General features: G+C 65.5%; 18 protein-coding genes. 12 read left to right on the top strand and 6 right to left on the bottom strand.

Annotated features, from left to right (window positions below; translation table 11 throughout):
• Positions 1 to 343: 343 nt before the first annotated feature.
• Positions 344 to 787 carry an Lrp/AsnC family transcriptional regulator gene (locus tag IWX62_RS03080; protein WP_196839921.1) on the bottom strand — a complete coding sequence of 148 codons (444 nt, stop codon included), beginning with the start codon at positions 785 to 787 and terminating at the stop codon, positions 344 to 346.
• Positions 788 to 1,002: 215 nt separating this feature from the next.
• Between IWX62_RS03080 and pdhA the strand changes: the two genes are divergently transcribed.
• From pdhA to IWX62_RS03040, 8 genes are all read left to right on the top strand, one after another.
• Positions 1,003 to 2,166 (top strand): pyruvate dehydrogenase (acetyl-transferring) E1 component subunit alpha, encoded by a 1,164-nt coding sequence (gene pdhA / locus IWX62_RS03075; protein WP_196839920.1) that lies wholly within the window; start codon positions 1,003 to 1,005, stop codon positions 2,164 to 2,166.
• Complete coding sequence (locus tag IWX62_RS03070; RefSeq protein WP_196839919.1) at positions 2,163 to 3,239, top strand: alpha-ketoacid dehydrogenase subunit beta; 1,077 nt, start codon at positions 2,163 to 2,165, stop codon at positions 3,237 to 3,239. Before pdhA ends, IWX62_RS03070 begins: the two co-directional genes overlap by 4 nt.
• Complete coding sequence (locus tag IWX62_RS03065) at positions 3,236 to 4,783, top strand: dihydrolipoamide acetyltransferase family protein (protein WP_333483184.1); 1,548 nt, start codon at positions 3,236 to 3,238, stop codon at positions 4,781 to 4,783. Before IWX62_RS03070 ends, IWX62_RS03065 begins: the two co-directional genes overlap by 4 nt.
• A complete protein-coding gene (locus IWX62_RS03060) occupies positions 4,770 to 5,633 on the top strand; it encodes an endonuclease/exonuclease/phosphatase family protein (protein WP_333483183.1) in 864 nt (287 codons plus the stop codon). Before IWX62_RS03065 ends, IWX62_RS03060 begins: the two co-directional genes overlap by 14 nt.
• 35 nt (positions 5,634 to 5,668) lie before the next feature.
• The gene (locus IWX62_RS03055; protein ID WP_196839916.1) at positions 5,669 to 6,532 is read left to right on the top strand and encodes an MBL fold metallo-hydrolase; all 864 of its coding nucleotides are present in this window, start codon (positions 5,669 to 5,671) and stop codon (positions 6,530 to 6,532) included.
• A 132-nt stretch (positions 6,533 to 6,664) separates the two neighbouring features.
• Entirely contained in the window at positions 6,665 to 7,141 is a 477-nt protein-coding gene (locus IWX62_RS03050) for a cupredoxin domain-containing protein (RefSeq protein WP_196839915.1), read from the top strand.
• On the top strand, positions 7,138 to 7,575 hold the full coding sequence (locus tag IWX62_RS03045; RefSeq protein WP_196839914.1) for a hypothetical protein: 438 nt from the start codon (positions 7,138 to 7,140) through the stop codon (positions 7,573 to 7,575). The genes IWX62_RS03050 and IWX62_RS03045 overlap by 4 nt, the downstream gene beginning before the upstream one ends.
• A gap of 72 nt (positions 7,576 to 7,647) precedes the next feature.
• Complete coding sequence (locus IWX62_RS03040; RefSeq protein WP_333483182.1) at positions 7,648 to 8,871, top strand: MFS transporter; 1,224 nt, start codon at positions 7,648 to 7,650, stop codon at positions 8,869 to 8,871.
• Here IWX62_RS03040 and IWX62_RS03035 read toward each other — a convergent pair.
• Positions 8,868 to 9,779, bottom strand: a complete 912-nt coding sequence (locus IWX62_RS03035) for a phosphatase PAP2 family protein (RefSeq protein ID WP_196839913.1) — start codon at positions 9,777 to 9,779, stop codon at positions 8,868 to 8,870. The genes IWX62_RS03040 and IWX62_RS03035 overlap by 4 nt on opposite strands.
• A gap of 93 nt (positions 9,780 to 9,872) precedes the next feature.
• On the opposite strand from IWX62_RS03035, the gene IWX62_RS03030 reads away from it, so the two are divergent.
• The 4 genes from IWX62_RS03030 to menD all read left to right on the top strand — a co-directional run bounded on the left by IWX62_RS03030 (position 9,873) and on the right by menD (position 15,962).
• Positions 9,873 to 10,553 (top strand): hypothetical protein, encoded by a 681-nt coding sequence (locus IWX62_RS03030; protein ID WP_196839912.1) that lies wholly within the window; start codon positions 9,873 to 9,875, stop codon positions 10,551 to 10,553.
• A 68-nt stretch (positions 10,554 to 10,621) separates the two neighbouring features.
• Complete coding sequence (locus IWX62_RS03025; RefSeq protein WP_196839911.1) at positions 10,622 to 11,614, top strand: o-succinylbenzoate synthase; 993 nt, start codon at positions 10,622 to 10,624, stop codon at positions 11,612 to 11,614.
• Between the two features lie 291 nt (positions 11,615 to 11,905).
• Positions 11,906 to 14,077: a PhoX family protein gene (locus IWX62_RS03020; RefSeq protein WP_196839910.1), complete on the top strand. Its 2,172-nt coding sequence runs from the start codon at positions 11,906 to 11,908 to the stop codon at positions 14,075 to 14,077.
• A gap of 169 nt (positions 14,078 to 14,246) precedes the next feature.
• Positions 14,247 to 15,962, top strand: a complete 1,716-nt coding sequence (gene menD, locus IWX62_RS03015) for a 2-succinyl-5-enolpyruvyl-6-hydroxy-3-cyclohexene-1-carboxylic-acid synthase (RefSeq protein WP_333483181.1) — start codon at positions 14,247 to 14,249, stop codon at positions 15,960 to 15,962.
• 3 nt (positions 15,963 to 15,965) lie between these two features.
• Here the strand turns inward: menD and IWX62_RS03010 are convergent, their stop codons facing one another.
• The 4 genes from IWX62_RS03010 to IWX62_RS02995 all read right to left on the bottom strand — a co-directional run bounded on the left by IWX62_RS03010 (position 15,966) and on the right by IWX62_RS02995 (position 19,853).
• Complete coding sequence (locus IWX62_RS03010; protein WP_333483180.1) at positions 15,966 to 17,378, bottom strand: D-alanyl-D-alanine carboxypeptidase family protein; 1,413 nt, start codon at positions 17,376 to 17,378, stop codon at positions 15,966 to 15,968.
• Between the two features lie 61 nt (positions 17,379 to 17,439).
• The gene (locus IWX62_RS03005) at positions 17,440 to 18,204 is read right to left on the bottom strand and encodes an amino acid ABC transporter ATP-binding protein (protein ID WP_333483179.1); all 765 of its coding nucleotides are present in this window, start codon (positions 18,202 to 18,204) and stop codon (positions 17,440 to 17,442) included.
• The gene (locus IWX62_RS03000) at positions 18,201 to 18,986 is read right to left on the bottom strand and encodes an amino acid ABC transporter permease (RefSeq protein WP_196839908.1); all 786 of its coding nucleotides are present in this window, start codon (positions 18,984 to 18,986) and stop codon (positions 18,201 to 18,203) included. Before IWX62_RS03000 ends, IWX62_RS03005 begins: the two co-directional genes overlap by 4 nt.
• A gap of 72 nt (positions 18,987 to 19,058) precedes the next feature.
• Entirely contained in the window at positions 19,059 to 19,853 is a 795-nt protein-coding gene (locus IWX62_RS02995; protein WP_196839907.1) for a transporter substrate-binding domain-containing protein, read from the bottom strand.
• Positions 19,854 to 19,887 lie beyond the last annotated feature (34 nt).

Genomic DNA, 19,887 nt, shown 5'->3' with positions numbered 1-19,887 from the left:
GTTCCCCTTTTAAGCCAGCCCGATGACGGCATGTTTGGGCCTTCTAGTGCGGCCGGTGATCGTATTAAACCATAGCGCGGAGTGGTGCAGGTGGACGCCGCGAACGGCCCGCCCCTTCGGCTGGCTGGATGCAAAAGTTTTATAACTTTTAGGCCAATTTTTGTGAAGAAAGTCTGCTTTCAAAGTATTTTCCCGAGGCAATGACTTTTACTTGAGGGGTGGCCAGGGGGCGGTTCCGCAGCGTCTCATGGGGGAGGATGACATTCAGAACGGGATGTCACCACCAGTCAGGTTCCGCCTCCTAGCCACACCTCCCTGATGCGCGGCTCAGGGGATACGCAGCTCAGCGGGTGTCAATATCCTCGAAGACCAGGAACGTCTGGGTGTCCATCACGCCCGGCATCGATTGCAGTTGATCGAAGATGACCCGCCGAAGCCCCACGTTATCCTCGGCCCGTACCAGCAGGATGACGTCGAAATCCCCACCTACGAGGGCAATGTGGTGAATCTCCGGGATGAGGCGAAGCTGTTCCCTCAGTTCCCGCCAGGCGTGCTGCTGAACCTTGAGGGTGACATAGGCCGATGATCGGAGCCCTGCCTTGATGGGGTCGATCAGCGCAGTGAATTTGGTGAGGACTCCCGACTCGGTGAGCCGGGCAATCCTTGAGTAGGCGTGGGCGCGGGAAATGTGGACGTTTTCAGCCACCGCAGTCACCGACAGCCGGCCGTCCCGGGTGAGCTCTGCCAGGATCCTCCGGTCCACTTCGTCCAGGGGTTGGTCCATCATGTGTCTACACCTTTCTACGTAACCCAGCTCACACTGGCAATTCGTCCACGATTTCAAACAGGTGGAAGATAAAAGTCTACAACTGTGCCCTCAAGTAGATACGAAAAGCCACCCAAGCCCATAATTGGACTACACAGCATCCAGCGCCCGGCACCATCCGGGCGGGTGGGATCAGGCGAACCGCCGCCCCACCGGGCGGTACGACGGAGGCGGATATGACCATCTCGAGCGGCAACCACACGGCCCACGGCACGGTAGACATCACCGACAGGCCCGGATCAGCCGAGGCGGACATGCTTCCCTCGGCCATCCCAGTGCAGCTGGTGGACCCGAACGGTATCCACACCGCCAACGACGCCTATCCTCTGCCCGACGGCGCAAGCCTCCTGGCGGCCTACCGGAAGCTCGTTATCGGCCGCCGCATCAACGATCAGGCCAACGCCCTGGTCCGGCAGGGCCGGATGGCCGTCTATCCTTCCTCCCACGGCCAGGAAGCCTGTCAGGTGGCTGCCGCCGTCGCAATCGGCCGTCAGGACTGGCTGTTCCCCACTTACCGCGACACGGTCGCCGTGATCACCCGCGGCGTGGACCCGCTCGAGGTCCTTACCCTGCTGCGCGGCGATTGGCATTCCGGCTACGACCCGCTGAAACACAAGGTGGCCACCCAGGCCACCCCCCTGGCAACCCAACTGCTGCACGCGGTTGGCGTGGCGCACGCCGCCAAGCTGAAGGGCGAGGACACCGTGGTGCTCGCTCTCTGCGGCGACGGTGCCACCAGCGAGGGCGACTTCCATGAGGCGCTGAACTTCGCTGCAGTCTTCCATGTCCCAGTGGTCTTCCTCATCCAGAACAATGAGTACGCCATCTCGGTGCCGCTGAAATCGCAGACCGTCGCGCCGTCCCTCGCCCACAAAGCGATCGGATACGGTATGCCGGGCGAGCGGGTAGACGGCAACGACCTCGCCGCCCTCCTGGCGGTGCTCGGTCAGGCCGTGGACAGGGCTCGTGCCGGAGGCGGTCCATCTTTGGTCGAAGCCCACACTTACCGGATGCAGGCCCACACCAACGCCGACGATCCCTCCCGCTACCGCTCGGCCGACGACGTCGAAAAGTGGATCCCCAAGGACCCGCTCAGCCGGATGCGCACCTACCTGCGCGGATTGAACCTTTTGGACGACGACGGCGAGACCAGCATCGCCGCCGACGCCGAGGCGATGGCAGCCACCCTCCGGGACGGGCTCAATACCGACCCGGTGGTGGACCCCGAAGACCTGTTCAACTATGTCTTCACCGAGAAGACCAGTCAGCTTCGCGAACAGGCCGCCCTGTTACGTGGAGAACTCAGCCGCGAACAGCCTTCCGAGGACGTGAATCCATGACCGACACCACCGAACGGGTGCGGGACAACGAGGCAGTGCCGGTGCAGGCCGCACCCCGCGCCGCCCAGCCCGTGACCTTCGCCAAAGCACTGAACGCGGCGCTCGCCGACTCGATGGCCGCCGATTCATCAGTGGTGATGTTCGGTGAGGACGTCGGGGCGCTGGGTGGTGTCTTCAGGATCACCGACGGGCTCACTGCGCGTTTCGGCACCGGACGCTGCTTCGACACCCCGCTGGCCGAAGCCGGCATCATGGGGATGGCCGTCGGGATGGCGATGAACGGGATGCGCCCGGTGGTGGAGATGCAGTTTGATGCGTTTGCCTACCCCGCGTTCGAGCAGGTGGTGAGCCATGTAGCAAAAATGCCGAACCGCACCAAAGGCAAGGTCAAGCTGCCGATCGTGATCCGCATTCCCTACGCGGGTGGCATTGGCGGGGTTGAACACCACTGTGATTCGTCCGAGTCCTACTACGCCCACACGCCGGGCCTGACGGTCCTGGCACCGGCAACAGTCCGCGACGCCTACACCATGCTGCGTGAGGCGATCCGTTACCCCGACCCGGTGGTCTTCCTCGAACCGAAGAAGCTGTACTGGTCCAAGGAAGTACTCGACCTGGCAGAGCTCCGCGAGTCCTTCGAGTCCACCACCGCGACGCCATCCATCGGACGTGCGGTGGTCGCACGTGAGGGAACCGACGCCACCCTGGTGGCGTATGGCCCGTCGGTGCCCACCGCCATGGCCGCTGCTGCTGCGGCCGCGGAGGAGGGGCGCTCGCTTGAGGTCATCGATGTGCGTTCCATCGTCCCGTTTGACGACGAAACCGTGTGCGCGAGCGTCCGCAAGACCGGCAGGGTCGTCGTCATCGCTGAGGCGCCGGGGTTCGCATCGGTGGCGGCTGAAATCGTGGCCCGCATCCAGGAGCGCTGCTTCCACTCGCTGGCGGCACCAGTACGGCGTGTCACCGGGTTCGATGTGCCCTACCCCTCACCAAAGCTGGAACACTTCTTCCTACCAAGTGTCGACCGAATCCTCGACACCGTCGACGAGCTGCAGTGGGAGGACCAGGCGTGAGCGCCACGACCACCAGCGCACCTGCGCTTCAGGTCTTCAACCTGCCCGATCTGGGCGAAGGTCTCACCGAGGCGGAGCTGGTCACCTGGCTGGTTGCTGAAGGCGACGCCGTCGTCGTGGACCAGGCCATTGCCGAAGTGGAAACCGCCAAGTCGGTGGTGGAGGTGCCGTCCCCGTTCGCCGGTGTTGTCGAGACACTTCACGGCCGCGCCGGGGAGACGATGGATGTAGGGAAACCGTTCATCTCGGTGCGCGCGGCAGGGGCACCTGCCGGGACCGGACCCGACGGCGGAACCACCCCGCATGGCACCCGGGCGACGGCGGCGGAAGAGGCGTACCGCGAAGAGGAACGCGCTGGAATCGCCCCACCCGAGAATGCCGCTCCGGTGGCCGCGCCAGCACCCGACGAGGGTTCAGGTAACGTCCTGATTGGATACGGCACCCCGGGGGGAATCAGCTCCGGTCGGAGACGTCGCCCCCGGAACCAGCCGGACCCCAGGCCTCAGCCGGCCCGCCCGGCAGCGAGTCCCATGGAGGCTCCACGAACCGTGGGGGGATCAACGGCGACGCCGCCCATGGCACCGCTGTTCATCTCACCGCTGGTCCGTAAACTGGCCAGGGACGCTGGCCTCACCCCGGCGGACGTGACCGGGTCAGGCTCCAACGGACTGATCCTGCGCCGGGATGTGGAGCAGGCCATCGACCGCGCGTCAGGCGGGCCGGCCGGTGCCGGCAGGAGCAGCGATGGCACTGGTGACGGCATCAGCGCTGATGACGGTGCCCTCGGGTCGAGCGCACCATTGGGGGTGAACGGGGACACGGATCGCCGATCCGGGCTTGCCATCACCTCGCGGATTCCGGTCAAGGGGGTGCGGAAAGCCGTGGCCGAGACCATGTCGCGCAGCCGCCGGGAGATTCCCGAGGCGACCGTGTGGGTGGACGTCGATGCCACGGCACTCATGGACCTCAGGGCGTCGCTTAAACAGTCACATCCGGACACTGCGCCGGGCCTGCTGGCCTTTGTTGCACGGTTTGTGACCGCGGGCCTGGCGAAGTATCCGGAACTGAACACCCGCATCCTGACCGATGACCAGGGTCGTCAGGAAATCCTGAGCGTTGAGGGAGTCAACCTGGGGATTGCCGCCCAGACCGACCGTGGCCTGATGGTTCCGTGTGTGCGCCGTGCCGACACGCTGAGCGCCCGCGATCTGGACGCCGAAATCCGGCGACTCGCCGCCGTCGTGCGGGACGGCAAAGCGACACCCGCCGAACTGACATCGGGGACGTTTACCCTGAATAACTACGGCGTGTTTGGCGTGGACGGGAGTGCAGCGATCATCAACTACCCCGAATCCGCCATCCTGGGCATCGGCAGGATCATCGACCGCCCCTGGGTGGTCGACGGTACCCTGGCAGTGCGGAAAATCACCGAACTCACCCTTACTTTTGACCACCGGGTCTGCGACGGTGGGGTCGCCGGCGGGTTCCTGCGCTATGTTGCGGACGCGATCGAGAATCCAGGCACCGTGCTTGCGGACCTTTGAAGCGCGCGGCCCAGCGGTAGGCACCCCGCTCATCGGCTCGGTCGCAGCCCCCGAACATCACGTGATGACCTTCAACATCCGACGGTCAATGCTGCACCTGCTGCCCGGGAACAAGGATTCCTGGGCCGTGCGGGCACCCCTCGTGACGCGTCTCCTCAGCGATGAGCAGCCCACCCTGCTCGGCGTCCAGGAGGCGTTGCCGTCGCAACTGGACGCCGTGCGCGCCGGGCTGGGGGCGAGCTACGCGGGCATCGGGAAGGGGCGCAACCCGGACGGCAACGGTGAGCAGTGTCCCCTGTTCTATGACCAGCGTCGGCTCACGCTGCTGAGTTGGGAACAACTCGCCTTGTCCAACACCCCAATGGTTCCCGGTTCGACGTCGTGGGGGAACCGGATTCCGCGCATCGCGGTCAGCGCAGTGTTCAGTGATCTCACCACCGGTCAGGAATTTGGGGTGATCAACACGCACCTCGATCACCTGTCCCGGCGGTCGCGCCTGTACTCGGCGGATACCCTGCGCCACCTGGTGCGGGATTCCCAGCTTCCCGGCATCGTGATGGGCGATTTCAACATTGATGCGCCGTCGGGCCCGTACGACATTCTGACCGGGTCGGGGGTTCTGAAGGACACCTGGACCTCTGCACACCGTCAGCTCACCGAACAGTGGGGAACCTTCCCGCACTACCGCAAGCCTCAGCGGGGGACCAAGCGGATCGACTGGATCCTCGCCAGTTCCGGTTTCACCGTGCTGCGGGCGGGAATCAACGTCACCCGGTACGGTGGTGCGTGGCCGTCCGATCACGCCCCCGTGCAGGCTGTCCTGATGCTGGGTGCGGGATCCAGCGCATAAACGGTCGGCGCACCTGAAGCAGTCGAAAGGAATTCATGTCCGATACGCCAGCAGTACCCGTTGAATCCCGATGGCGGGAAGTCGGGCCACAAACGTGGATCCTGCGCGACCCCGCACCCGGTATTAATCCGGGCCTGGTGGTGGGCACCGAGCGCGCCCTGGTCATAGACACCGGCGCCGGTCCGGTGCAGGCGGCAGACATCCTCGACGCAGTGCGGGAGCTGACCAGCCTGCCGGTGACGGCGGTCAACACCCACTCACACTTCAACCATGCGTTTGGCAACGCCTACTTCGCTGCCCACGGCGTCGACGACATCTGGGCCACAGCGCGCTGCGCGGAGGACCTCGCGGAGACCGGTGAGCGCCAGCGCCCACTCACCGCCGAACGTGAGCCGACCATGGCCGACGACGACGGCCCCCATACGTCGATCCACCCCGCCAACCGGGTGGTGGAGGGCAGCCCGGTCGACCTCGATCTGGGCGGGATCTCAGTCACCCTGTTTCACTTGGGCAGGGGCCACACCGACAACGACCTTCTGGTCGGCGCCGGCAACGTGCTGTTTACCGGCGACCTGGTCGAAGAGGGCGGCGACCCCGGATTCGCTGACTCCTACCCCGCCGACTGGATCCGTACGCTGGGAAAGATTGCCGCTCTGGAGGACCTGTACGACGTCTTCGTCCCAGGACACGGCAACCCCGTCGGGGTTGAATATGTTACGGCGCAGCTCTACAAGATGCGGACCGCGGTGCGCGTGACCAAGGTGGCCATGGACGAAGCGTCAGTGGACATGACCAAGGCCATCCCCATCCTGCCCTACGGCCCCGAACAGTCGCGGGCACTCCTGATCCGCCTGCGCACGCTCGCGCACTGGAAGTGGCATCAGGCCGCCTCGTCCTGACAGCAAGCCCCCGCCGGGCCATCCGTGGTCCGCTCCGTGACGAACCTCATAGTGAAGAGGATCATGGTGCTAATCAGTGCCCCGAGGCTTCGGAGAACGGCTCCGATCGGGATCCTGCTGGAAAGGCTGATCATGGATATCCGCAAGAGCATTATGGGAGTACTTCTGGCCGGAGCACTGGTTGGAGTGGCTGGCTGTGGCGCGTCGGAAGACTCCGGCACCCCGGCGGCGGAGCCGGAAACCACCACCAGCCCCGCGGCTGAGGAAACTACCGCGGCCGCCGCTGAAGAAACCAGCGAGGCTCCAGCCGAAGCGACCGACGAGGAAAGTGCCTCCGAGGAACCAGCGGCGGCAGCCGAAGAGGTGACCATCACGATCACTGATTTCGAGTATGAGATCTCCGGTCCGGTGGCCCCGGGCGCCGAGGTGACGGTCATCAACAACGATTCGGCCGCGCATACGGTGACCTCTGATGAGGAGGGAATGTTCGATTCCGTGTTCGGGCCCAACGAGACTGTCACTTTCACTGCACCAGACGAGCCCGGAGACTATTCCTTTATCTGCACCTACCACCCAGCGATGGTCGGCACCTTGGTCGTTGAAGAATGAGTAACCCGGCCGCCATCCCGGCCCGCAACAGGCCGGTGCTGGTGTGGCTGAGGGTGGCAATCGCCGTCGGGCTCGCCATTGACGCTTTTGTCCACCTTCAGCTGGCGGCCAACTATCAGCTGGCGTTCCCCGGGGGCATCGGCGGCGGGAACCTGTTCCGCGTCCAGGCAGTCGCTGCGATCCTCGCAGCCCTCTATGTGCTGATCCGCGGCAGCTGGCTCTCCTATCTGGTCGCTGCCTTGGTGGCGCTGTCGGCGTTCGCTGCCGTCGTGCTGTCGGTGTACATCCAGCTGCCGGCTATCGGGCCCATCCCGGCCATGTATGAGCCCATCTGGTTCTTCGACAAGGCGCTCAGCGCCGTCGCAGAAGGGGTTGCAGGGGTACTTGCCGTGGTGGGCATGATCCTGGTGGGGCGGCGCACCAGGGAACGCTAGCGGTTTCGACAGCCGGGCTGGCCCCGCGTGGGCCGGCCCGGCTGTCCTCCACCCGATGACTAGAGTGGAGGCGTGCCGCAGGAACCGTTCAACCTCAAGACGATTGCTGTCGGGGCTTACGGCCCGTCTCTGCTGTACGGGATGGCGACTGGTGCAATCCTCCCGGTGATCGCGCTGTCCGCCCGCGATCTGGGGGCTGACCTTGCCATGGCGGCCCTGGTCATCACACTGACAGGGATCGGTTCGTTGGTCACCAATGTGCCGGCGACCCTGATCGCCACCCGGTTCGGTGAACGCCGTGCCCTGGTGGGCGCCTCCCTCTGGTGTTCAGCGGCCATGGTGTTAGGTCTGCTCGCCCCTAATCTTGCGGTCTTTGCTGCGGCCATCTTCATGGTGGGAATGGCGGGCGCCGTCTTTGGTCTGGCCCGCCAGAGCTACCTCACCGAGGCGGTGCCCATCCACCTCCGGGCCCGGGCCCTGTCCACCCTGGGCGGGGTGACGCGGATCGGGGTATTCCTCGGACCCTTCGCCGCAGCCCTGGTCATGAGCTTCGCCGGGTTGGACGGCGCCTACTGGGTGGGTGCAGGAGCCGCCCTGGTGGCCGCGGTGCTGAGCAGCAGGGTCCCCGAGCTGAACGCTCCCGGCCGGGTTGCCATGACCGGATCCGTTATTGCGCGGGCCGGTGATCCGGCGTCGGCACCCACCGTGGGGTCAATCCTGCGCTCCCACCGGCGGATCTTCACCACCGTGGGCATCGGCGTCGTCCTGATTGCTGCGACCCGTGCCACCCGGCAGGCAGTGCTGCCGCTCTGGGCGCAGGATATCGGTCTCGACGTCACCACGACGGCCCTGATCTACGGTCTGTCCGGCGCTATCGACATGCTGATCTTCTACCCTGCAGGCAAGCTGATGGACGTCAAGGGGCGCCGCTGGGTGGCGGTGCCCTCCATGGTGATCATGGGGGTGGCCCTGATCCTCCTGCCCTTCACTGTGGACGCGGCGGGGCTGTTGCTGGTTGCCCTGCTGATCGGGTTTGGTAACGGGATTGGATCCGGCATCGTCATGACCCTGGGCGCAGACTTCTCACCCACCCCGGGCCGGCCCCAGTTCCTGGGAATCTGGCGGCTCCTCAGCGACGTCGGGACCATGTCCGGTCCAGGAATCCTCGCAGCGGTGACCGCTGTCGCCACCCTATCGGCGGGAATCTGGACGACCGGTGGGCTGGGCCTGGTGGCGGCCGCGGTCCTGTGGTTCTGGGTTCCGCCGCGCAGGCCGACGTCGACCGCCGGGAACTAGGGCTCGCGCCGTCGGGCCTGATGGCTGAAGAGGCAGCCCGCAGCGGCGCTGAGCGTGAACCCCACGCCAACGATCATCGAGAGACCGGACCAGAAGAACAAGGGGATCTGCGCCGTTCCTGGCACTGGCGCGGGCCCGATGAGCTGGACGTAGAGGTAGAGGATGACTCCCAGGGCCAGACCGGCCACGCCCGCTGCCCAGCACAAGGTAAGCCACAGTTTTGAGGCGGCCCAGTGCTCGCCGAAGCCGCTCCACACGTTCCAGGCGTTGCCGAACCGCATGATGAACAGGCCGCCGATGAGGGTCCAGGCGCCAACGACGAGGAATGCAGCGATGACGTCGGCCGGACGGTGCCACAGGTTGAGAAAGGTGGCGGCGCCCGCAGCCACCGAATAGGCGCCTCCGGCCGCGGCGGCCAGGGGCCGCCAGCGGGGCGTCACCACGAGGAATATTGCAGCCGCTGCAGAGGCGGCGAGGGTCGTGTGGCCGGAGGGCAGCGAGTTGAAGTCGAGGGTCGGCACGCCGCGGTCGGGGCGGTCGAGCAGCAGGTTCTTGAGGACCTGGGTGGTGAGGTTGGCGCCGGCGATCGTTCCCAAAGCGATGACCGCCGCCGACCAGCGTTGGCGCCGCAGGGTGACAAAGAGAATCACCGCGGCGGCGATCAGGACGGAGAGTGCCGGCAGGCTATCCAGAAACTGCAGGAAGGGTTCCTGCGTGTCCGGTGCCGCGAAACCAGCTTCACGCCACGCCGATTCATCAGCGAACTGGCCCGTGCTGGTTCGCACGAATGCCCAGTAGGTCCAGGCCAGGGCCGCAGCGCACAACAGCGAACCCAGCAGGAACAAGGCTGGGTTCCGTGCGGCGGGAGGTTGCCGCCCCGTCGGATCCGCGGTTTTCTGTGAGCTCACCCTGTAAGACTTTCACATCGGCATCTCCCTTCTGTAATCCAATCGTGATCTTGCCGGGGTCCCGCTCGCCCGCTGACCCGGGACAATAAGTCCATGAGACGGCATGCTGTGCTTCTGTCGGTGCTCCTGGCGACGGCCGCCGGGGTGTTGTCGGCGTGCGGGGCGGTCGGGGTTCCGGCCTCGGTGCCCTCCGGGTCTGATTCTCCTGTTTCTTCTGGTTCGTCGTCGCCTGGCCCGTCCCCCACTCCTTCAACGACGGCCAGCGGCGTCGCGGCCCCGGGGGAGGTGCTGGCACAGGGAACCATCCTGCAGCAGGGTGATGCGCTGCCGCAGCTGTGTCTGGGTGGCGTTGCCGAGTCATATCCGCCCCAGTGTTCCGGGCCGGACCTGCTCAACTGGGACTGGGATATGGTCGACCAGGAGGAAACCGCCTCCGGGGTGACGTGGGGCGCTTACGCCGTGCAGGGAACCTGGGACGGGACCGCCTTCACCCGCACCCAGGAGCCCATCCCGCTTTCGCTCTACGACCCGATTGCCGACCTGGATCCACGACTGGATCCGGCCAACCCTGGTCCAGGCAACCAGGCCGACCTTGAAGAACTCCAGGCCGAGCTGTTCGACTGGGACGGGCCCCAGATCGTGGGGTCCGCTGTATCCAACGGGTACGTCGTCGTCACAGCTATTTACGACGACGGCACCCTCCAGAAACAATACGACGCCAAATACGGACCGGACACGGTGATCGTCCAGTCGGCGCTCCGACCGGTTTCCTGACGGTCCAGTTCCCTGGCCCGACCGGTTCTCGGCCGGGTGGGTCCGGGCCGGTCGCGTAGCCTGAACGCGTGAGCACTCTTCCCTCGATCGCCGAACTTCGTTCCTCCGCCCGGGTGGTGTCCATCCCCATGCGGGTCAAGTTCCGGGGGATACTGCACCGCGAGGCCCTGCTGGTTCACGGGCCAGCGGGCTGGGGCGAGTTCAGCCCCTTCCCCGAATACGACGACACCGAAGCGGCACCCTGGCTGCGTGCGGCAATCGAGGCCGGTTGGGAGGGCTTCCCTCCTGCCCGCCGCACCTGGGTGGCTGTCAACGCGACCGTCCCGGCTATCCCTGCCGCGGACGTCGAACCCATCCTGGCGCGGTTCGGACCGGTCACCGCCGTGAAGGTGAAGGTGGCGGAGCGTGGTCAGACCCTCGCCGACGACCTGGCGCGCATCGCCGAGGTCCGGCGGATCCTGCCGGATGCCGGACTACGGGTGGACGCGAACGGCGGCTGGACCGTCCCCGAGGCCGTGACGGCGCTGACGGCGCTCGCCGGGCACACCCTGGAGTACGCGGAGCAACCGGTGATGGCGATTGACGGACTACGGGAGGTCCGGCTCGAGCTGCGCCGTCGGGGTATCCCGGTCTTGATCGCCGCCGATGAATCAGTCCGCAAAGAAACCGACCCGCTGCGCGTCGCACGGGAAGACGCCGCCGACCTGCTGGTGATCAAGGTTGCACCCCTGGGTGGGGTTCGTCGCGCACTAGATATCGTCGCGCAGGCCGGGCTCCCCGTCGTCGTCAGCTCGGCCCTCGATACGTCCGTGGGCATCAGCGCTGGTGTTGCTCTGGCGGCGGCCCTTCCCGAGCTGCCCTATGCCTGCGGGTTGGGCACGGTGTCGCTGATGCGCGGGGATGTGACAGCGAGCCCGTTGGTGCCCGACGGCGGTTGGCTGCCGGTCGGCCCGGTGCAGGTGTCCGGGGAGCTGCTGGAGCGGCATGCCGCCGATCCTTACCGCACTGCGTGGTGGCTGGCCCGGCTGGAGCGCGTCGGGGCAATTCTCGGCTGCCCCTAGCCCCACCAGCCTTCGCTTCTCTCCTTCGCTCCTCCCCCCGCCACTTCACCTCACTTCACTTCATTCGGGTTGAGTCAACAGATATGACCGTTTCGACGACGAAAACCCGCTATTTCCGTTGACTCAACCCGGGGGGAGTGGGTCCGAACCTCGCGACACCACCCGGCGGTTGCCCTGGGAGACCGGGGAAAGGGAAAATTCACCCTCCCGTCATCTGGGTGGCCCACGGTGTTTGCCTGAGCTTGCCAGTGTGGAACCGGCTCACCCCGTTCCACTGCTGGAAGGCACCCCATGAGTGACACAAAGAAGCGTTTCCTGCCCATGCTTGGCCACACCAACGGGAAGCGCAGCGCCGTGACCTGCGCTCTGAAGTGTGACAATGCCTGTGCATCGGCGGTCTGCAACACCACTGACAACAGCTACTTCCGGGACATTGTCTCAACCGAGTTCTCCCGGCGGAATGTCCTCGGCGTCGGTGCCGTAGGTGCTTTGGCCCTCATGGTGGGCGGACAGACAGGAACCCAGTTGAGCCCGACAGGTCCTCAACTGGCGCCCGCCGTCGCCGTCCAGAAGCGCGGGACACGCAGCAACCTCAAGTTCACGCCGATCCGCCCGGTGGATGCGCTGGTTGATGACTTCACTGTACCGAAGGGCTTCACCTGGCAGCCTGTGATCCGCTGGGGTGATCCGCTGTTCCGCAACTCGCCGGTGTTCGATGTGTTCAACCAGTCCGAGGCTGCACAGGAACTGCAGTTCGGCTACAACTGCGACTACACGGACATCCTGGATCTGCCGGGCAGCAAGGGCCGGCGAGCGGTGATGTTCGTCAACCACGAGTACACCAACGAGCCCATCATGGTGCCACCCACCATGCCCGCCGCCGAGGTGCGCGGCATCGGCCGGGCCGCACATGGTCTGACCGTCGTCGAACTGGAGCGGCAGAACGCGTCGAAGCCTTGGAAATATGTACAGGGTGCTCCGCTGAACCGCCGCTTCCTGCTGGACACCGCCTATGAACTGACCGGTCCAGCAGCCGGATCCGATCTGGTCAAGACCATCGACGATCCCGCGGGCCGCACCATCCTCGGAACCCTCGGCAACTGCGCCGGAGGCACCACGCCCTGGGGGACCATCCTGTCCGGGGAAGAGAACTTCAACGGGTACTTTGTCAGCCCGGGCACGAGCGCTTCGGACCGGCGTTATGGGCTCACTTCCGCTCCGACGGCCCGTGGCTGGGAAATCGATGAGCCCCGGCTGGATACCAGGAACCCGGGTTACCAGAACGAAACGAACCGGTTCGGCTACATCGTCGAAATTGACCCGTTCGATCGGAACTCAACGCCGAAGAAGCACTCGATGCTGGGCCGCTTCAAGCACGAGGGCGCCAACGTGATGGTGGCCGGTGACGGCAGGGTTGTCGCCTACTCCGGCGACGACGAGCGGTTCGACTACCTCTACAAGTTCGTTTCCAAGAACCGGATGGATACCGCTGGCACGCCGGCCGCCCGCCGGAAAAACATGTCGTTGCTCTCCGAGGGGTCACTCTATGTGGCACGGTTCCAGGGCAATTCGACAGTCGAGATTGACGGATCGGGTACCGTTCCGACCGACGGGTCGTTCGACGGCGTTGGCGAGTGGCTGCCGCTGATCATCAACAACGAATCGGCAGTGCCGGGGATGAGCGCAGCGGAGGTGGCCGTCTACACCCGGCTGGCGGCTGACAAGGTGGGACCCACCAAGATGGATCGGGCCGAGGACGTCGAGCCCAACCCCCGCACCGGCAAGGTCTATGTGGCCTGCACCAACAACACCAACCGCGGCGTCGGCGCCAACTCACCCGCCGACGAAGCGAATCCGCGAACCGCCAACCGGTCCGGCCACGTCGTCGAGATCACCGAGAACGGTGGAGACCAGACGTCGGCCCGGTTCACCTGGAACCTGCTCATGGTCTGCGGAGACCCGGCCAATGACCCCACCGTGTACTTCAGCGGTTTCCCGGGGGAGAAGGTGTCCCCGATTTCCTGCCCGGACAACCTTGCGTTCGATTCGGTGGGCAACCTATGGATCTCCACCGACGGTCAACCCGGCACGATCGGGTACTGCGACGGGCTGTTCCAGGTCACGCTCGAGGGTGAGGAACGCGGCAACGTTGAGCAATTCCTGGCAGTTCCGCGGGACAGCGAGACGTGCGGGCCGATCATCAGGGACAAGGATCGCCACGTCTTTGTGGCAGTGCAGCATCCGGGCGAAAACGGTGTGTGGGGAAACCAGACCTCACTCTTCCCCGACTACGTGGCAGACGGCACCGAACCGCGCCGGGGGGATGCAGCAGTACCCCGGCCATCGGTGGTGCAGGTCTACCCGGGCAATGACAAGCGCCGCGGTCGTGGCCGGGGGAACGGTAAACCCCGTCGTGACGACGACCGTGGCGGCAGAGACGCCAAGAGCCAGGGCAACTCCTAGCCGGATTCGCTCCACCCCACCAGGGACCGCCACGTAACCAGGGATTGAGTCAACACCTATGGCGGTTTTCGCTCCGGAAATCGGTCATAGGTGTTGACTCAACCAGGGGTAGGGGAGCGGGCGGGGGCGGGCGCCGAGGGGCCGCGCCGGAGTGTGTGAGGATGGAGGCGTGAACGAGCAGCTGAAGTCCATCGACGCCGCCCGGCTGGCCGTCGCCGCGCTGACGGCGGCAGGCGTGCGCCACGTCGTCGTCGCCCCGGGATCACGCAGCGCCCCCATGGCTTACGCCCTCGCCGAAGCTGAAGCAGCTGGCGCGGTGCGGTTGCATGTGCGCATCGACGAGCGGGTCGGCGGGTTCACCGCGCTCGGCCTGGCGCAGGGAGCCCAAGGGCCCGCTGCGATCCTGACGACGTCGGGCACCGCCGTTGGTGAACTGCTGCCAGCGGTGATGGAGGCCAATCACGCCGCGGTGCCGCTGGTGGTGTTATCCGCCGACCGCCCGGAGGAGCTGCGGGGGAGCGGCGCCAACCAGACCACCAACCAGGTGGGTCTCTTCGGAACGCACGTCAGATGCGCGCTCGACATCCCAGCCGGCGCCGACCCCTCGGCATTCGTGGCCAGGGCCCTCGCGGAGGCGCTCACCGGTCCCCGTGGTCCGGTACAGCTCAATCTCGCGTTCCGCGATCCGCTGATCCCTGGCGACGACGCCGACGGCATCCCCGTCCCCATCGGCATCCCCAACGACGCCGACGCCGCCGACGATCACGCCTCCCCGACCGGTCAAGCACCCGGTGCGCACCCCGCCAGCGAAGAAGAGCTTACGACCCTGCGCCCGGACACTTCCTCCACTCATGCAGCGCCCGCCCGCACCGTTGTTGTTGCCGGACATCGCGCCGGCGAACTGGCTGCGGTGTTCGCGCAGCATCTCAACCTTCCGCTGCTCGCTGAGCCCTCCTCCAACGCCCGCTTCGGGCCCAACGCGGTGGCTCAGTACCGGTTGCTGCTGGAACATCTGGGGTCCGACGTCGAGCGGGTCGTCGTCTTTGGCCGGCCTACCCTTTCACGGCCCATTGCGGCGCTGCTATCCCGGCCGGACGTGGAGCGGGCCCTTTACCTTCCGGGTCCGGTGGCCTGGTTCGAGGAGGGGCGGCGGCAGGAGCGGATCATCAAGAGTCTCCCTGAGTTGCTGCGATTCGCTGGCCGGGGCGGGCCGGGCTGGCTGGAACGGTGGCAGCAGGCAGGGGTGCGCGCGGACGCTGCGCTCCGTTCCCTCCTCGCTGAGGCCGCAGCGCTGAACGGGTTGCAGGTGGCCGACGCCGTCTGGGAAGCTACCGACGGCAACCTGGTGCTGGGATCGTCCAACCCCATTCGCGACGCCGACCTGATGGCTTCTCCAGGCTGGCACCCGTTGGAGGTCTACGCCAACCGCGGCCTCGCGGGCATCGACGGGACCATTTCCACTGCGACCGGGGTGGCGCTCGCGACGGGCACCCCCACGCGCCTCCTGGTGGGGGATCTGACCTTCCTGCACGACGCCGGCGGGCTGCTTCTGGGGCCAGGAGAGGAAGAGGCCGACCTCCAAATGGTGGTGCTCAACGACGCCGGGGGCGGTATTTTCGGCTTGCTGGAGCACGGAGAGGAAGGAAACCTGGGCCGGCATGGCGACGCCGTCGAACGATTGTTCGGCACCCCCCACACCGCGGACTTCGCGGCGCTGGCCCGTGGCTACGGGGTCAGCCATCAACTCGTCGCCTCAGCGGCCGACCTCGATGCTGCCTTGGCCTTGCCCATCCGGGGTCGTTCGGTCATCGAGGTCCGTGCCGACCGTTCGGTGCTGCGCACCCTGCACGCCTCCATCCGCGAACGCATCGCGCGGGTCATCTGACGGTTACTCGAGCACCCTGTAACTCTGCCATCCGGTGCCGACCGTGAAGGAGCCGCCCCAGCCGTTCCTGGTGATCGGGTAGTGCTTGAGGGCGCCGGCAGCCGTGCGGCCGGTCAGCCCGTAGGAACCTGGCCCCTGGAAGCCCGAGACGGCGCGGACCTCGGCCACGTGCTGCCAGTCGGACCCGATGACCCGCCGGTTCTCGGCGATAAACCGCGCCTGGCCGTTGGACCGGTACAGCACCAGTTCACCGTTGGTGCGGGTTCCCAGAATGTCCTGGTTGCCGTCCCGGTCGAAGTCGGCCAGCGTCAGCCGCAGGTTCTGCCAGCCGGAGCCAATCTGCCCCCGGTCCTTCGAGGACAGGGCGCCCCCGGTGTTGTTGGCGTAGTGCCACAACCTGCCGGCACCGTCTTTGGTCACCACTGACGGGTAACGGCTGCCACGCCACCAGGTTCCGACGGTGATCTCGTGGGCACCCCAGCCGCTGCCGATCGTGATGGGCGCCTGGAACCCGCCGGCGCGCAGCCCGCGGTAGAGGGTCAGCCGTCCGTCCTGCCACTGGGCGAGGACGTCCTGGACGCCGTCGGCGTTCCAGTCAGTGGCGAAGCCGGCCTTCAGCCCACCCCACCCACTACCCACCCGGGACCGGGAGTGGAATCCGCCCGACCAGTTGGCCGGATAGCTCCACAGCACCCCCGCCGAATCGACGGCGGTGAGGCTGGTGGGGGTTTTGATGCTGGGATTGCTGCCGTCGAAATAATGCTCAAGCGTCGGGATGCCACGGGTTTTCATCTCGGTGGCGAGGGACTTGCCAACGTAGCGCAGATGCCAGGGCTCGTAGGTGTAACCGGTGGTGGACTGATAGCCGTCCGGGTACCGAACAATGAAACCGTACTTGTACGCGTTGGCCGCTACCCACTGGCCACCAGCGGTATTGCCGAAACAGGATCCCAGCCCGCAGGAACCGTTCGCGTTCCCGACGTCGACGGCGAGTCCCGTCTGATGCTCGCTGTGGCCCGGCTTTGCCGACAACGTATCGGCCACCGCCTGCCCGTACATCGCCACATAGTTGTTGTACAGCCCGGCCTGCTCACCATAGGAACGGTAGGCACTGACCACGCTCAGGGGCGCCCCGGCGTTGCGGGCACCAGCGAAGAGATTCTGCAGGTTCGCTGACACTGCACGCCGCAGCACGTAGCTGGTTCCCGGGTAGTACACCAGATCCGGTGCAACGTAGTTGAGCGGGTTCAGCGGCCGCGATTTGGTGACGAACACGTGATAGCTGTTGGGATCACCCACGGGAACGGCGGCCGTCGCCGGCTGGACCGACAGCATGCCACCCAGGAGCGCACAGCACAGGACGACGACGCTGACGAGCCGCGCGCGAAACCGAGTGACACGAGTGGATGAGGGCATGAGGATTCCCGCAGGTAGGTGGGTCTGGTGGACCTATCGTCCCACGCGCCCGGGTCTGCCGCTAGAGGACCTTGGAGAGGAACTCTTTGGTGCGGGCGTGTTGTGGATTGCCGAGGACCTCCTCGGGTGTGCCTTGTTCAACCACCACGCCGCCGTCCATGAACACCACCCGGTCGCCGACTTCGCGGGCGAAGCCCATCTCGTGGGTGACCACCATCATGGTCATGCCATCCTTGGCCAACCGCTTCATCACGTCCAGCACATCCCCCACCAACTCGGGGTCGAGCGCGCTGGTCGGCTCGTCAAACAACATCATGTCGGGGTCCATCGACAACGCCCGGGCGATCGCCACACGCTGCTGCTGCCCACCGGAAAGCTGTGAGGGGAAGGCCGTAGCCTTTTCGGCGAGACCCACTTTGGCAAGGTTGCGCTGGGCGATCTCCTCGGCGTCGGCCTTCTTGCGCTTTTTCGCCCGGATCTGCGCGAGCGTCAGATTGCGGGTCACATTGAGGTGAGGGAAGAGGTTGAACTGCTGGAACACCATGCCGATGCGCGTGCGCACCTTGTCCAGGTCTGTTTCGCCGTCGGTAATGTCCACGCCCTCCACCAGGATGGTCCCACTGGTGGGCTCCTCCAGACGGTTGACGCAGCGCAGGAGGGTCGACTTGCCCGAACCGGAAGGCCCAATGACGCACACCACCTCACCCTGGCCCACGTGGAAGTCGATGCCCTTGAGGACCTCGTTGTCGCCGAAACTCTTGTGCAGGTTGCGGACCTCGATGGCCGGCACATCCTTGCGGAGCGCTGCTTCAGTCACCGCGCTCACCGCCCTCTCTTGTTATGTCGTTCGAGCTTGGACACCAGCTGGGTCAGCGGCAGGGTGATGATCAGGTACATCAGTGCGGCCAGTACCAGCGGTGTAGCGTTGCCGGATGCGGACACCAGATCGCGCGCAAACGTGGTCAGTTCGCGGTCGCCCAGAGCCATGCCAGCGATGAACAGCAGGGACGTGTCCTTGATCAGGATCACCAGCTCGTTGGTCAGCGGCGGGGTGATGATCCTGAACGCCTGAGGCAGGACCACCGAGATCATGGTCCAGGAGGGGCGCATGCCGAGCGATCGTGCGGCTTCCACTTGACCCGGTGGAACAGCCTCGATTCCGGCTCTAATGGTTTCGGCGATGTAGGCGGAGGACACGAGGATGAGCGCAATCAGGCCAGCCCCAGCGCTCCCGCCCGGTGGCCGCCACCCGAACGCAATCGGCACAGCGAACGCAAAACCGAAGATCACCAGCAGGGCTGGCAGACCGCGGAAAAGCTCAATGTAAGCGGTCGCCAGCCAGCGGTAAGGCAACACCGGCGACAGCTTCATGAGTGCCAGGACTAGCCCAACAATTAAGCCGCCGATGAAGGCGATAGCCGTGTACAGGACGGTGTTCTTCGCCGCTATCAGGATAATGTCGGGAAACGCCTCGGCAGCAATGTCGAAATCGAAGAAGTAGGTGCGGATCGCCGTCCAGTCGGCAAGCGACACGACCACGACCACTGCGAGTACAAAGACCGCGTACAGGGCGCCGCGGGTCAGGCGTCGGCGGGTTGAGCGTTTCAAGAGGAAGCCAATCGTTATCGGGAGATTGTCGGCCCGGAACCCGTCATGACGACGAGCTCCGGGCCAGGGTTTCTACTCCGTGAAGTAGGTGTTGTAGATCTCGTCGTATTCGCCGTTGTCACGCAATTCGGCGAGTTGTTCGTTGACAGCAGCGAGTAGTTCTTCGCTGCCCTCCTTCTTCATGGCGAAGCCGTACTGCTCATCGGTCTTGAACTCTTCAGCGATGGTGTACATGCCGTCTTCGGTGTGGTTCAGGTTCACTGGAAGGTCCTGCAGGATTGCTGCGACATTGCCAGCCTGAAGTGCCGCATAGAGCTCTGCGTCGCTAGGGAAGGCTACGACCTCGGTGTCGGCGGGAACGTTCTCGCGGGTGTACGTTTCCCCGGTGGTTCCGGCCTGGACGCCGACGGACATTCCGGCAAGGTCGTCGATTGACGCGACGTCCGAGTCAGTGGGAACCAGCAGCGACTGCAGGGAGTCGTAGTACGGCTCAGAGAAGCCGAGGTTCGCGGCGCGCTCCTCGGTGATGGTGATGGCGCTGGCGCCGACGTCGCACTGGCCCGCCGCAAGGACAGCACCGCTGGCGAGGCCGTCGAAGCCAACGTCAACTACCTCAAGTTCGAGGTCCATACCGGTGGCGATGGCACGCATGATGTCCATGTCGAAGCCCACGTACTCGCCGTCTTCTTCATATTCGAACGGTGCGTAGGGGATGTCCGAGCACACGGTCAGGGCGCCCTCGGAAATCAGGGCCATCCCGGATTCGTCGGCGGCTGGCTCATCGGAACCGCCGCAGGCGCTGAGCGCCAGTGCGCCGATCGCTGCGATGGCAAGGGTCTTGGGAACTGTCGAACGCTTGGCGAACATGCACATACCTCATTTGTGGACGGGAAAAACTTCG

Origin of the sequence: Arthrobacter sp. CAN_A1, from assembly GCF_015751665.1 — a bacterium.
Taxonomy (GTDB): domain Bacteria; phylum Actinomycetota; class Actinomycetes; order Actinomycetales; family Micrococcaceae; genus Arthrobacter_D.
The sequence above is the reverse complement of the archived record's forward strand: the minus strand, read 5'-3'. Positions and strand labels throughout refer to the sequence as shown.

Bases quoted from the DNA above. Each gene is read 5' to 3' on its own strand.
- IWX62_RS03055 (WP_196839916.1), top strand. From the start codon at position 5,669: ATGTCCGATACGCCAGCAGTACCCGTTGAATCCCGATGGCGGGAAGTC.
- IWX62_RS03045 (WP_196839914.1), top strand. From the start codon at position 7,138: ATGAGTAACCCGGCCGCCATCCCGGCCCGCAACAGGCCGGTGCTGGTG.
- IWX62_RS03080 (WP_196839921.1), bottom strand. From the start codon at position 787: ATGATGGACCAACCCCTGGACGAAGTGGACCGGAGGATCCTGGCAGAG.
- IWX62_RS03050 (WP_196839915.1), top strand. From the start codon at position 6,665: ATGGATATCCGCAAGAGCATTATGGGAGTACTTCTGGCCGGAGCACTG.
- IWX62_RS02995 (WP_196839907.1), bottom strand. From the start codon at position 19,853: ATGTTCGCCAAGCGTTCGACAGTTCCCAAGACCCTTGCCATCGCAGCG.
- IWX62_RS03070 (WP_196839919.1), top strand. From the start codon at position 2,163: ATGACCGACACCACCGAACGGGTGCGGGACAACGAGGCAGTGCCGGTG.
- IWX62_RS03020 (WP_196839910.1), top strand. From the start codon at position 11,906: ATGAGTGACACAAAGAAGCGTTTCCTGCCCATGCTTGGCCACACCAAC.
- IWX62_RS03010 (WP_333483180.1), bottom strand. From the start codon at position 17,378: ATGCCCTCATCCACTCGTGTCACTCGGTTTCGCGCGCGGCTCGTCAGC.
- pdhA (WP_196839920.1), top strand. From the start codon at position 1,003: ATGACCATCTCGAGCGGCAACCACACGGCCCACGGCACGGTAGACATC.
- IWX62_RS03030 (WP_196839912.1), top strand. From the start codon at position 9,873: ATGAGACGGCATGCTGTGCTTCTGTCGGTGCTCCTGGCGACGGCCGCC.